The 11,927-nt window shown below is 70.8% G+C and carries 12 protein-coding genes and 1 tRNA gene; 5 read left to right on the forward strand and 8 right to left on the reverse strand.

Translation table 11 applies throughout. The annotated features are described in order from the left end of the window. Positions 1 to 846, forward strand: an 846-nt coding sequence (locus JYK17_RS36075; protein WP_372465370.1) for a response regulator, incomplete at its 5' end; no start/stop codon positions are given. Positions 847 to 1,012: 166 nt separating this feature from the next. Here JYK17_RS36075 and JYK17_RS36080 read toward each other — a convergent pair. From JYK17_RS36080 to JYK17_RS36105, 6 genes are all read right to left on the reverse strand, one after another. Continuing rightward, positions 1,013 to 2,692 carry a long-chain fatty acid--CoA ligase gene (locus JYK17_RS36080; protein WP_222812042.1) on the reverse strand — a complete coding sequence of 560 codons (1,680 nt, stop codon included), beginning with the start codon at positions 2,690 to 2,692 and terminating at the stop codon, positions 1,013 to 1,015. Between the two features lie 72 nt (positions 2,693 to 2,764). Further along, entirely contained in the window at positions 2,765 to 3,322 is a 558-nt protein-coding gene (locus JYK17_RS36085) for a SigE family RNA polymerase sigma factor (RefSeq protein ID WP_108010275.1), read from the reverse strand. Positions 3,323 to 3,481: 159 nt separating this feature from the next. Beyond that, on the reverse strand, positions 3,482 to 4,648 hold the full coding sequence (locus JYK17_RS36090; RefSeq protein ID WP_222812043.1) for a lipid-transfer protein: 1,167 nt from the start codon (positions 4,646 to 4,648) through the stop codon (positions 3,482 to 3,484). After that, positions 4,648 to 5,055, reverse strand: a complete 408-nt coding sequence (locus tag JYK17_RS36095) for a MaoC family dehydratase (RefSeq protein ID WP_108010279.1) — start codon at positions 5,053 to 5,055, stop codon at positions 4,648 to 4,650. The genes JYK17_RS36090 and JYK17_RS36095 overlap by 1 nt, the downstream gene beginning before the upstream one ends. After that, a complete protein-coding gene (locus tag JYK17_RS36100) occupies positions 5,052 to 5,954 on the reverse strand; it encodes a bifunctional MaoC family dehydratase N-terminal/OB-fold nucleic acid binding domain-containing protein (RefSeq protein WP_108011074.1) in 903 nt (300 codons plus the stop codon). Before JYK17_RS36100 ends, JYK17_RS36095 begins: the two co-directional genes overlap by 4 nt. 169 nt (positions 5,955 to 6,123) lie before the next feature. Then, positions 6,124 to 6,435, reverse strand: coding sequence for a hypothetical protein (locus tag JYK17_RS36105; protein WP_016436956.1), 312 nt, complete (start codon positions 6,433 to 6,435; stop codon positions 6,124 to 6,126). 343 nt (positions 6,436 to 6,778) lie between these two features. On the opposite strand from JYK17_RS36105, the gene JYK17_RS36110 reads away from it, so the two are divergent. The 4 genes from JYK17_RS36110 to JYK17_RS36125 all read left to right on the forward strand — a co-directional run bounded on the left by JYK17_RS36110 (position 6,779) and on the right by JYK17_RS36125 (position 11,105). After that, positions 6,779 to 7,645: a bifunctional DNA primase/polymerase gene (locus JYK17_RS36110; RefSeq protein WP_108010281.1), complete on the forward strand. Its 867-nt coding sequence runs from the start codon at positions 6,779 to 6,781 to the stop codon at positions 7,643 to 7,645. 65 nt (positions 7,646 to 7,710) lie between these two features. Beyond that, a complete protein-coding gene (locus JYK17_RS36115; protein ID WP_108010283.1) occupies positions 7,711 to 8,169 on the forward strand; it encodes a hypothetical protein in 459 nt (152 codons plus the stop codon). A gap of 272 nt (positions 8,170 to 8,441) precedes the next feature. Next, on the forward strand, positions 8,442 to 10,283 hold the full coding sequence (gene asnB / locus JYK17_RS36120; RefSeq protein WP_222812044.1) for an asparagine synthase (glutamine-hydrolyzing): 1,842 nt from the start codon (positions 8,442 to 8,444) through the stop codon (positions 10,281 to 10,283). A gap of 132 nt (positions 10,284 to 10,415) precedes the next feature. After that, complete coding sequence (locus JYK17_RS36125; protein WP_128802371.1) at positions 10,416 to 11,105, forward strand: GAF and ANTAR domain-containing protein; 690 nt, start codon at positions 10,416 to 10,418, stop codon at positions 11,103 to 11,105. A 181-nt stretch (positions 11,106 to 11,286) separates the two neighbouring features. Here JYK17_RS36125 and JYK17_RS36130 read toward each other — a convergent pair whose 3' ends face one another. Together JYK17_RS36130 and JYK17_RS36135 are read right to left on the reverse strand one after the other, a co-directional pair. After that, the gene (locus tag JYK17_RS36130) at positions 11,287 to 11,631 is read right to left on the reverse strand and encodes a DUF6234 family protein (RefSeq protein WP_234548024.1); all 345 of its coding nucleotides are present in this window, start codon (positions 11,629 to 11,631) and stop codon (positions 11,287 to 11,289) included. 192 nt (positions 11,632 to 11,823) lie between these two features. Beyond that, positions 11,824 to 11,910: transfer RNA gene (locus tag JYK17_RS36135), tRNA-Ser, on the reverse strand. Positions 11,911 to 11,927: the final 17 nt, after the last annotated feature.

The following is an 11,927-nucleotide window of genomic DNA, read 5'->3' on the forward strand; positions in this document are numbered from 1 at the left end:
GGGCGGTCGTACGCCATAGGGGCGCCCGACGAGAACGCCGCCGAGGGGCCCGAGCCGCTGGACGGTCCGGGCGGTGCCGTGGAGATCGCGGACCCGCCGCGGCCGCAGCCGATGGACGACGAGCTTCCGCCCGAGCCGCTGGACAACCCGCGTCGGCTGCTGGTGTGGCCCGCGCCGGACGTGACGACCCAGCAGGCGCTGAGCGACCGCGGCTACCGTCCCGTGATCGTGCACTCGCGCGAGGAGGTCGACGCGCAGATCGCGGCGTTCCCTGCCGCACTGTTCGTGGACCCGCTGACCGGTCCGATCACCCGGACCGCGCTGCAGTCGCTGCGTCAGGCTGCGGTGGCCGCCGAGGTACCGGTGCTGGTGACCGCGGGCCTGGGGCAGGCGACGCGCGAGGCGGCCTACGGCGCCGACCCCGCCGTACTGCTGAAGGCGCTCGCGCCGCGGGACAGCGAGCAGCACCCGCCGCGGGTGCTGCTGATCGAGGAGCACGCGGAGATCGCGCTGGCCCTGACCGCGACGCTGGAGCGGCGCGGGATGCAGGTGGCGCGGGCCGCGAGCGACGCGGACGCGGTGACCCTGGCGGGGCAGCTCCGGCCGAACCTGGTGGTGATGGACCTGATGCAGGTGCACCGGCGCCAGGCCGGAATCGTCGACTGGCTGCGCGCCAACAACCAGCTCAACCGCACCCCGCTCGTCGTCTACACCGCCGCCGTCGACCAGGCCGACCTGCCGCGACTGGCCTCCGGCGAGACCGTACTCTTCCTCGCCGAACGCTCCACGAGCCCCGAGGTGCAGAGCCGCATCGTCGACCTGCTCTCGCGGATCGGCACCAACTGACCCACACCCCGGCACCGCGAGCGGACGGCGTCGCCTGGCCTCCGGCGAGACCGTACTCTTCCTCGCCGAACGCTCCACCAGCGCCGAGGTGCAGAGCCGCATCGTCGACCTGCTGTCACGGATCGGCACCAACTGACCCGCACCCCGGCACCGCGAGCGGGTGGTGTCAGAGCTGGGTGACGTCCAGGTCGCCCTCGGCGTAGCGGCGGCGGAGGACCTTCTTGTCGAACTTGCCGACGCTGGTCTTCGGGACCGACTCGATGATCGTCCAGCGTTCGGGGAGCTGCCATTTGGCGATCTTGCAGACGTCGCTCGCGAGGAAGGCTCGCAGGGAGGTGAAGTCGGCGCTCGCGCCCTCCTTCAGGACGACGGTGGCCAGCGGGCGTTCGCCCCACTTCTCGTCGGGGACGGCGACCACGGCGGCCTCGGCGACGTCCGGGTGGGACATCAGCGCGTTCTCCAGGTCCACCGAGGAGATCCACTCGCCGCCGGACTTGATGACGTCCTTGGCGCGGTCGGTGAGGGTGAGGTAGCCCTCCGGGTTGATCGTGCCGACGTCGCCGGTCTTCAGCCAGCCGTCCTCGCTGAACTTGTCGGCGGGGCGCAGGGGTTCGGCGTCGGGGCCGTTGTAGTAGGCGCCCGCGATCCAGTTGCCGCGCACCTCCAGCTCGCCCGCCGACTCGCCGTCCCAGGGCAGGCGTTCACCGCCGGGACCGGTCAGGCGGGCCTCGACGCCGGCCGGGAAGCGGCCCTGGGTGAGGCGGTAGGCGAACTCCTCGTCGGTGCCGACCGCGTGGGCCGGCGGACGGGCGACCGTGCCGAGCGGGGAGGTCTCCGTCATGCCCCAGGCGTGGCAGACCCGCATGCCCAAACTGTCGAAGGCCTCCATGAGGGAGGGCGGGCAGGCCGAGCCGCCGATGGTGACCTGGGTGAGGGAGGAGACGTCGCGCGGCTTGGCCTTCAGCTCGGCGAGCAGGCCCTGCCAGATGGTCGGGACGGCCGCCGCGTGGGTGGGACGCTCGGACTCGATCATCTCGGCGAGCGGGGCGGCCTGCAGGAAGCGGTCCGGCATCAGCAGGTTGACGCCGGTCATGAAGGTGGCGTGGGGCAGGCCCCAGGCGTTGACGTGGAACTGCGGGACCACCACCAGCGAGGTGTCCTCGTCGGTCAGGCCCATCGACTGGGCCATGTTGACCTGCATGGAGTGCAGATAGATCGAACGGTGGCTGTAGACCACGCCCTTGGGGTCGCCGGTGGTGCCGGAGGTGTAGCACATGGCGGCGGCCTGGCGTTCGTCCAGCTCGGGCCAGTCGTAGCTGGTCGGCTTGGGGGCGATCAGGTCCTCGTACTCGTGGACCTGGGCGCTCGCGCCGTCGAGGACGGAGCGGTCGCCGGGGCCGGTGACGACGATGTGCTCGATCGTGGGCAGCCTCGGCAGCAGCGGGGCGAGCAGCGGCAGCAGCGAGCCGTTGACGATGACGACCTTGTCGGCCGCGTGATTGACGATGAACGACAGCTGCTCGGGGGGCAGCCGCAGGTTGAGCGTGTGCAGTACGGCGCCCATGGACGGGATCGCGAAGTACGCCTCGACGTGCTCGGCGTTGTTCCAGGCGAGGGTCGCCACCCGGTCGGCGTCCGTCACGCCGAGGTCGTCACGCAGGGCGTGCGCGAGCTGTGCGGCGCGGGCCCCGATCTCGGCGTAGGAGCGGCGGTGCGGCTCCCCTTCCCCGGTCCAGGTGGTCACCTGTGAGGTCCCGTGGACCGTGGACCCGTGGGTCAGGATTCTCGAGATCAGCAGCGGTACGTCCTGCATCGTGCTCAGCACGGCGTCCTCCCATGGCGACATTGCCTACGCGGCGGTAGGGATGCGCTGATTCTGCGCACATACCGCGCGGTATGTCACTAGGGTCCGACGGATTTACCGCTCCCGGACCAGTTCGGGGTCCTCGCGCAGCTTGCCCAGCGCGCGCGACACCGCCGACTTCACCGTGCCCACGGACACGCCGAGCACCTCGGCCGTCTGCACCTCGCTGAGGTCCTCGTAATACCTGAGGACGACCATCGCCCGTTGCCGTGCGGGCAGCTTCATGATCGCCCGCCACATCGCGTCGTGCAGCGCCTGCTGCTCGGCCGGGTCGTCCCCGCCGCGCACGGGCTCCGGCTCGGGCAGCTCCTCGCACACGAACTCGTCGACCCTGCGCTTGCGCCACTGCGAGGTGCGCGTGTTCAGCAGCGCGCGGCGTACGTAGCCGTCGAGCGCCCGGTGGTCCTCGATGCGCTCCCAGGCGACATACGTCTTGGTGAGCGCGGTCTGCAGCAGGTCCTCCGCGTCGCTCGGGTTCGCGGTGAGCGACCGGGCGGTGCGCAGCAGCACCGGCTGCCGGGCCCTGACGTACGACGCGAACGACGGGTACGGCAGGGTCTGCGTCGCCGGCGTGGCGGCGTTCGATGCGCGGGTGCAGACGGGTGTGGTCATGGCTCAACGCTAGGAGCGAGAGCCCCTTCGGCGGATCGGCCGCAGGTCCCGAAGCCGGGTCCGCCTCAGGTTGTAGGGGTGGAGGTGGCTGCACCTCCTGAAGGTGGACGAGCGGGTCGGGGGTACTGCGGGATGACCCCTGGGGGGTGCCTCCGGCGGTCAGTCGTCCGCGGTCAGGACCAGGCCCGAGGTCGGCACTCCCGTCCCCGCCGTCACCAGTACCCGCTCGGCCCCGGGCACCTGGTTGACGGCCGTCCCGCGGATCTGCCGCGCCGCCTCCGCGATCCCGTTCATCCCGTGCAGGTACGCCTCCCCGAGCTGCCCTCCGTGCGTGTTGAGCGGCAGCGACTCCCCGGCCACGAAGTCCGCCGCCTCCCCCTTGCCGCAGAACCCGAACTCCTCCAGCTGCATCAGCACGAACGGCGTGAAGTGGTCGTAGAGGATCGCCACGTCCAGATCGGCGGGCGTCAGACCGCAGGTGCGCCACAGCTGGCGGGCCACCACGGCCATCTCGGGCAGGCCGGTGAGGTCGTCGCGGTAGAAGCTCGTCATCTGCTCCTGGCGCCGGCCTGCCCCCTGGGCCGCCGCCGCGACGACCGCGGGCGGGCGCCGCAGGTCGCGGGCCCGCTCCACTGAGGTGACGACGATCGCCTGGCCGCCGTCGGTCTCCTGGCAGCAGTCCAGCAGCCTCAGCGGCTCGACGATCCAGCGCGAGGCCGCGTGGTCGGCGAGGGTGATGGGGCGGCCGTGGAAGTACGCGGCCGGGTTGGTCGCCGCGTACTTCCGGTCGACGACGGCCACGTGCCCGAAGGCCTCCGGGGTCAGGTGGTACGTGTGCAGATAGCGCCGGGCCGCCATCGCCACCCAGGAGGCCGGGGTCAGCAGCCCGAACGGCAGCGCCCAGCCGAGCGCGGCGCCCTCCGCCGAGGGCTCGCGCTGCTGCACCCCGGAGCCGAAGCGGCGGCCCGAGCGCTCGTTGAAGGCGCGGTAGCAGACGACGACCTCGGCCACCCCGGTGGCGACGGCGAGCGCCGCCTGCTGGACCGTCGCGCAGGCCGCCCCGCCGCCGTAGTGGATCCGGGAGAAGAAGGACAGCTCGCCGATCCCCGCGGCCTGGGCCACGCTGATCTCGGGGCTGGTGTCCATGGTGAACGTGACCATCCCGTCCACGTCGCCGGGCGCGAGGCCCGCGTCGTCGAGCGCGGCCCGCACCGCCTCCACGGCCAGCCGCAGCTCGCTTCGCCCCGAGTCCTTGGAGAACTCGGTGGCCCCGATGCCGGCGATCGCGGCGCGCCCGCCGAGCGCGTCCTTCGTGCGTACGCTCATCACGCACCCCCGGAAAGAACCGTGTCCGATGGGACGGTGACGGTCACCGTGCCCGTGACATGGCTGCCGAGGCCGTTCGCGCCGACCACGCGGACCGTCGCCGTGTCGCCGTCGACCTCCTCGATCGTGCCGGTCAACACCATGGTGTCGCCGGGGTGGTTGGGCGCTCCCAGCCGGATGGCCACCTTGCGCAGGACGGCCGCCGGGCCGAAGTGGTCGGTGATGTAGCGGCCGACCAGGCCGTTCGTCGTCAGGATGTTCATGAAGATGTCCGGGGAGCCCTTCTGCCGGGCCAACTCGGCGTCGTGGTGCACGTCCTGGTAGTCGCGGGAGGCGATGGCACCGGCGACGATCAGGGTGCGGGTGATGGGGATCTCGAGCGGAGGCAGCTCCTCACCGGCTCTCATACGGCGACCTCCTCCCGGACGCGGAACACGGGCAGCACCAACTCATCGTCGTACGACCGGAATTCGAGCCGCACCGGCATGTCGATGCGCACCTTGTCGTACGGCACCCCCACCACGTTGCTGATGATCCGCACGCCCTCGGCGAGTTCGATCAGGGCCACCGCGTAGGGCGGGTCGAAGGCCGGGAAGGGGGGGTGGTGCATGACGACGTACGAGTACACCGTGCCCTCGCCGCTCGCCTCGACGGTGTCCCAGTCCGGGCCGCCGCAGGCGTTGCAGCCGGGCAGCCAGGGGAGGCGGAGGGCGGCGCAGGCGGTGCAGCGCTGGATGAGCAGGCGGTGGCGTGCGACGCCTTCCCAGAAGCCGGCGTTGTCGCGGTTGACGACGGGGCGGGGGCGGGGCGGGGGTTGCTGCGCGGGGCGGGCCGGGGCGTACTTGAGGACGCGGAAGCGGTGGGTGCCCACGAGTTCGGGGCCCACGCGGACGTCCGTGCGGGTGGTGATGAAGTACCCGGTGCCGAGCTTGGTCGTCTTGCGGGCCGAGACCGACTCGATGACCGTGTCGAAGGTGACCTCGTCGCCGGGGCGCAGCGGACGCAGGTACTCCTGCTCGCAGTCGGTGGCCACGATCGAGGTGCAGCCGGCCGCGTCCAGCAGGGCGAACATCTCGTCGTGGGCCGCCGCGCGCCCCTCGTGACCGGCGAGGCCGCCCATGGTCCAGGCCTGGAGCATGGTGGGCGGGGCGATGGCGCCGGGTCCGGTGTAGGCGGGGTTGGTGTCCCCCATCGCCTCGCACCAGTGCCGGATCATCGGCAGGTTGACGGGGTCACGGCCCGTTCCGGTGAGGGTGGCGGCACGCCCCTCGTAGACCTTCAGCCGTGCCCCCAGCTCGTCGTCCACGACCACACCTCCTCGACCGGCGATGGTTTCTGACTGTCCGTCAGATCCGATGCCGTGTCAAGGTCACTTTCATGTACGCGAAAACGCCTGTGCGGCGGTGCCGAAGCACCGCCGCACAGACGCCCTGCACCCCATGCGCACCCCGGCCCCTGTGTTCAGGGGCGTCGGCTCACCACAGCTCGCTGAAGTTGATGGCCACGTTCCTGTTCCCCTGGTTGACGGCCGTGAACGCGGAGCCCTTCACCTGGGCGGTGTTGCTCTGGTTCGAGGCGCCGTTGCCGACAGCGTTCTGCTGCGTGGTGGACGAGTTGCCGCTGTTGTCGTGCCCGACACCGCTGCCGACGACACTGGCGACACCCGCGTTCGATCCGTTGTCCGCGATGGCGCCGTTGTCCGCCGCCGCGACGCCGGTGAACAGAGCGGCTGCCAGCGGAAGGGCGGAGACGGCGGCGATGACGCGGGCAGTACGGATGCTTGCCATGTTGTTCCTCCAGAACACCACGTGAAGTACGGCTGATACCAAGGCAGTTGGCCGACCGCCTCGGTGTTGTGCTCGACGTCGCAAGATCAGAGTTGCCCACCGGAACCCCGGCGAACCACCCTGGAAGCCGTGATTCCCCCTCAAGTGCTACGACAAGTCGATAAACCCCTATCGCGACTTCCAATGCCCTTTTTCGCAACAGCCGGGACAGTCGGGACGGTCCGCCCTCAAGCGCCGCAAGAGGAGAACCGCTCCGCCACTTTTCCGGCCAACCTCCCGGTCCCGGGCGCGTCGCGTGCGATTTCCGCTTCCCTTTTTCGAACGTACGTACGAACATAGAGGCATGGCCACCACCGACCGGCAGGCCACGACGCTGGCCCTCGCACACGCCCTGTCAGCCGCCGAGCGCGGGCTGGCCGTCATACCCCTGTCCCGCACGAAGCTTCCGGCCCTCCGCTCCCCCCACCGCGACGACCCCGATCCCGGACGCTGCCACGGCGAGTGCGGCCGCCTCGGGCACGGGGTGTACGACGCCTCGACCGACCCGGCACGCATCCGCGAGCTGTTCGCCGCGGCCCCCTGGGCGACCGGGTACGGCATCGCGTGCGGTCTCCCGCCGCACCATCTGATCGGTGTCGACCTCGACACGAAGTCGGACACGGACTCCTCGGCGGCGCTGCGCGAGCTGGCGCTGCGCCATCTGTTCACCATCCCCGACACAGTGGTCGTCCTCACGCCCAGCGGTGGCCGTCACCTCTGGCTGAGCGGCCCGCCGGACGTCGTCATCCCCAACTCGGCCGGCCGGCTCGCGCCCGGCATCGACATCCGCGGGGCCGGCGGCTACCTCGTGGGCCCCGGCTCCCGCACCGAGCACGGCGTCTACGGCACGGCGCCGGGCACGGCCCACCTCGCCCCGGCGGCCTGTCCGCCCTCCCTGCTCCGGCTGCTGCTGCCGCCGCCGCGCCGCTACGGCGTCACCCCGACCTCGGTCGGCGACCACGGCCAGGGGCTCGTGCAGTTCGTGCTCGCCGCGCACGAGGGCCAGCGCAACACCCGACTGTTCTGGGCGGCCTGCCGCGCCTACGAGGACGGCATCGGCCCGGCGCTCGTCGATCCCCTGGTCGAGGCGGCCCTCAACACCGGACTGACCGAACGGGAGGCGAGGGCGACGATCGCGTCGGCGGCCCGGATGACGGGCCATCGGCCGTGAGACCCACGGGCAGGCCGTGAGACTCACGGACAGGCCGTGGCAGCGCGCGAACCATGAGGAGCTCCATGCACCACCGCCCTGGCGTGCGGACCATGTCGCTGACCCGCGTGGTCCTCGCCTCCGGCCGCTGTGTCGACCTGGCCGAGCTGCGGTTCGCGTCGACGTACGGAGGAATGCCGGACGGCTACCCCTGCAAGCCGGTCAACGACCTGGTGATCGAGGAGCTGCTGCGCTCCGCCGAGCGCACCTACCCGACCACGCCGATCCACTTCGTCCCGCCCCGGCGTGAGCACCCCGACCAGTACGCGGGCGCGTACGGCCCGGTCGAGATCCTGCCGCCCGTCGCCTGCGTGGGCTCCTTCCGCTCCACGGCCCTGGAGCCCGCCCACGACCCGGTCCTGCACCACTCGGCCCTGACGGTCGTGTGGTTCCAGCAGAGCACCCGGATCCCCTCGGAATGCGACGCGGAGGCCTCGCTGCGGGGAGTGGACTGGGAGCGGCTGGCACGCGACCTCGAACTGTGAAATCCCGCTGCGAAGATTTTGCCTGTGGCCGATTCCTGGCGGGACAGGCCCGCCCCCGCAGGGCCCGACAGGTTTCGCGCAAGCAAAGTGAGGCCGAAACCACCGGGGTCCGGCACCCGCGCGCGTTACGGCCGTGTTGACCATCTCCCGAGCAGGACGCACCCTCGCATATAGATGTCAATTACATCTTGTTTGCTGCCGGGTCGCCGTTGCGCACGGGAAACCGCACGTCAGAAGGTGCCCGGGGGTAGACCCGTATCAGGAGGCACCACATGTGCGGCATCACCGGCTGGATCTCCTACGACCGCGACCTGCGGACCGAGTCGGCCGTATTGGATGCAATGACCGAGACGATGGCCTGCCGCGGCCCCGACGACCGCGGCACCTGGGTGCAGGGCCCGGCGGCCCTCGGGCACCGCAGGCTCGCGATCATCGACCTGCCCGGCGGCCGGCAGCCGATGGCGTCCGACACCCCGCACGGCAGCGTCGCGCTCGTGTACTCCGGTGAGACGTACAACTTCACCGAGCTGCGCCGCGAACTGACCGCCCGCGGCCACCGTTTCACCACCGACTCCGACACCGAGGTCGTCCTGCACGGCTATCTCGAATGGGGCGAGCGGGTCGCCGAACGGCTCAACGGCATGTACGCGTTCGCCGTGTGGGACGGCCGCGAGGACAAGCTGGTGATGATCCGCGACCGCATGGGCATCAAGCCCTTCTACTACTACCCCACCCCCGACGGCGTCCTGTTCGGCTCCGAGCCCAAGGCGATCCTGGCCAACCCCTTGGCCCCCGCCCGCGTCGGACTCGACGGCCTGCGCGAGCTGTTCACGATGATCAAGACGCCGGGGCACGCCGTGTGGGAGGGCATGGCGGAGGTCGAACCCGGCACCGTCGTCACCGTCGACCGCTCGGGCGTGCACCGGCGCGCGTACTGGCAGCTGGAGACCCGGCCCCACACCGACGACCGCGACACCTCCATCGCCACCGTCCGCTCCCTGCTCGACGACATCGTGCGCCGCCAGCTCGTCGCCGACGTGCCCCTGTGCACCCTGCTCTCCGGCGGTCTCGACTCCTCCGCCATGACCGCGCTGGCCGCCCGACAGCTCGGCGAACACGGCGAGAAGGTGCGCAGCTTCGCCGTCGACTTCGTCGGCCAGAGCGACAACTTCGTCGCCGACGAACTGCGCGGCACCCCCGACACGCCGTTCGTCCACGACGTGGCCCGCTCCGCCGGCACCGAGCACCAGGACATCGTGCTCGACGTGCAGGCGCTCGCCGACCCGGAGGTGCGCGCCAAGGTGATCAGGGCCCGCGACCTGCCCGCCGGGCTCGGCGACATGGACGCCTCGCTCTATCTGCTCTTCCGCGCCATCCGCGACCGGTCGACCGTCGCCCTGTCCGGCGAGTCCGCCGACGAGGTCTTCGGCGGCTACCTCCAGTTCTTCGACGAGGAGGCCCGCCGCGGCGGCACCTTCCCCTGGCTGGTGCAGTTCAGCCGCCACTTCGGCGAGGACGCCGAGGTGCTGCGCCCCGGCCTGCTCGACTCGCTCGACCTGCAGGGCTATGTCGCCGACGGCTACCGCACCGCCGTCACCGGCATCCAACGCCTGGACGGCGAGAGCGACTTCGAGTTCCGGATGCGGCAGATGTCGTATCTGCACCTCACCCGGTTCGTACGCATCCTGCTCGACCGCAAGGACCGCGCGAGCATGGCCGTCGGGCTCGAGGTCAGGGTCCCGTTCTGCGACCACCGGCTCGTCGAGTACGTCTACAACACCCCCTGGGCGCTGAAGTCCTTCGACGGCCGCGAGAAGAGCCTGCTGCGCGAGGCGACCGCCGACGTCCTCCCGAAGTCGGTCTACGACAGGGTCAAGAGCCCGTACCCGTCCACCCAGGACCCCAAGTACGCCGTGGCCCTCCAGGACCAGGCCAAGGACCTGCTGGCCCAGCCTTCACACCGGGTCTTCGACCTCGTCGACCCCGACCGCCTGGCCCGCCTCGCCCACCGCGACGAACCGGTGGGCACCCAGGCCGGACGGCGCGGCCTGGAACGGGTGCTGGACCTCGCACAGTGGCTGGACATGTACCGGCCGGAGATCAACCTGACCTGACCCGGGCGCTGCCTCCGCGCAGTTGCGGGCGCGAGGCGGGCTCCGAACCCGCCTCGCGCCGTGGGGCGCGCGTGAAAGGGTGGGTATACGGCTCCCCGGGGCGGACCTACGGGCAGGGAGGTGAATGCTCTGATGGACTGGGCCCTTTTCGCGCAGCAGATGGCGACGCTGGCGCGGGACCTGCTGGCGCAGACATCGGTCGACGCCACCCTGGAGCGGATCACCGGCTCGGCGGTCGAGCTGGTGGAGGGCTGTGACGCCGCCGGGATCCTGATGCTGCACGACAAGAAGGTGCGGACGCTGGCGCCCACCGACAAGCTCGTGATCGACAGCGACCGCCTGCAGGAGCAGCTCGGCGAGGGACCGTGCTTCGACGCCGCCCGCACCAAGGACGGCGAACGGGTCTTCCGTATCCCGGACTTCACCCGGGAACAGCCGCGCTGGCCCGACTACGCGCCCCGGGCGCAGCGGCTCGGCGTGGGCAGCATGATGGGTTTCCTGCTCTACACCGAGGACGAGGAACTCGGCGCCCTGAACATCTACTCCCGCCGCCCCGGCGCCTTCACCGAGGCCGGCGAGCTGGCCGGCTGGCTGCTGGCCTCCCACGCCGCGGTCTCCTTCTCCAGCGCCCGCACCCACGCCCAGATGGAACAGGCCCTCGGCACCCGCCACATGATCGGCGAGGCCATGGGCATCCTCATGGGCAGCCACGACCTCACCGAGGACGGGGCCTTCGACGTGCTGCGCCGCTACTCGCAGGAGAGAAACATCAAACTGCGCGAGGTGGCCCGCCTGATCTGCGAACAGGGCACGCTCTCATGACCCGCGAGGGCGGCTCCTCCGTCTCGCACTCTGAACCGGAGGAGCCTGACCGGACCGGCCCCATGGGAACACCGAACCCGACCTGAACGTCAGGTCCCCAGCTGCACGGGTTTCAGTCACGTATGGACCGGGCCACGGTCAAGGCGATAGCCCGTGGTGGAGTGAGGTGGGTCGGCAGGCGCTAGCCGCCAGCGGCGAGGCAGGCGAGCAGTCCTGCTCCCGTTCCCAGGACAACCAATTGAACGACGCCCGGGATACGCCATCCCAGTACAAGGAGACCACCGCCCGAGACGACTGCGCCCCCTGCCAGCAGCCACATACCCCGCAGCGCCTCCCCGGGCGCCTCGGGCGGATTGCCGCTGTCATAGCCGTCGGCCCAGCCGGTCATCCCGTAGCGGATGAACAGCAAATAGGCGACAACCATCAGGTCGATGACGAGAAGCGCCACGCTGACCCCGACCTGCTCGCCGGTCGACGGATCACCTCCGGGCCTCACGCGCACCACCATTCCGTCCGCTGGTGACATCCCGCTGATCGCATGCCACCCAGCATGCCGACCTGGCAGGCACCGCACATGAGCACAGCTACTCAGACGCACCGCCTGTGCCCGAAGGGCCGGAACCCACGGGGAACAACGGGCCTGCCACGGTGGCTGCGGGCAAAAAAAGGGCCCCTGACCGAACACTCAGGTCAGGGGCCGCTCTCACTGCTCGTCGTGCGGAGGCGGTGGGATTTGAACCCACGGTGACATCGCTGCCACGACGGTTTTCAAGACCGTTCCCTTCGGCCGCTCGGGCACGCCTCCCCGCGCTGCTCGTGATC

The sequence above is a fragment of the Streptomyces plumbidurans genome, from assembly GCF_019857225.1.
In the GTDB taxonomy this organism is placed as follows: Bacteria; Actinomycetota; Actinomycetes; order Streptomycetales; family Streptomycetaceae; genus Streptomyces; species Streptomyces plumbidurans.

What these genes read in the sequence shown, in the direction of transcription:
- JYK17_RS36080 (WP_222812042.1), bottom strand. Translation starts at nt 2,692, where the DNA reads ATGTCGCCATGGGAGGACGCCGTGCTGAGCACGATGCAGGACGTACCG.
- JYK17_RS36085 (WP_108010275.1), bottom strand. Translation starts at nt 3,322, where the DNA reads ATGACCACACCCGTCTGCACCCGCGCATCGAACGCCGCCACGCCGGCG.
- JYK17_RS36090 (WP_222812043.1), bottom strand. Translation starts at nt 4,648, where the DNA reads ATGAGCGTACGCACGAAGGACGCGCTCGGCGGGCGCGCCGCGATCGCC.
- JYK17_RS36095 (WP_108010279.1), bottom strand. Translation starts at nt 5,055, where the DNA reads ATGAGAGCCGGTGAGGAGCTGCCTCCGCTCGAGATCCCCATCACCCGC.
- JYK17_RS36105 (WP_016436956.1), bottom strand. Translation starts at nt 6,435, where the DNA reads ATGGCAAGCATCCGTACTGCCCGCGTCATCGCCGCCGTCTCCGCCCTT.
- JYK17_RS36110 (WP_108010281.1), top strand. Translation starts at nt 6,779, where the DNA reads ATGGCCACCACCGACCGGCAGGCCACGACGCTGGCCCTCGCACACGCC.
- JYK17_RS36115 (WP_108010283.1), top strand. Translation starts at nt 7,711, where the DNA reads ATGCACCACCGCCCTGGCGTGCGGACCATGTCGCTGACCCGCGTGGTC.
- asnB (WP_222812044.1), top strand. Translation starts at nt 8,442, where the DNA reads ATGTGCGGCATCACCGGCTGGATCTCCTACGACCGCGACCTGCGGACC.
- JYK17_RS36125 (WP_128802371.1), top strand. Translation starts at nt 10,416, where the DNA reads ATGGACTGGGCCCTTTTCGCGCAGCAGATGGCGACGCTGGCGCGGGAC.
- JYK17_RS36130 (WP_234548024.1), bottom strand. Translation starts at nt 11,631, where the DNA reads ATGTCACCAGCGGACGGAATGGTGGTGCGCGTGAGGCCCGGAGGTGAT.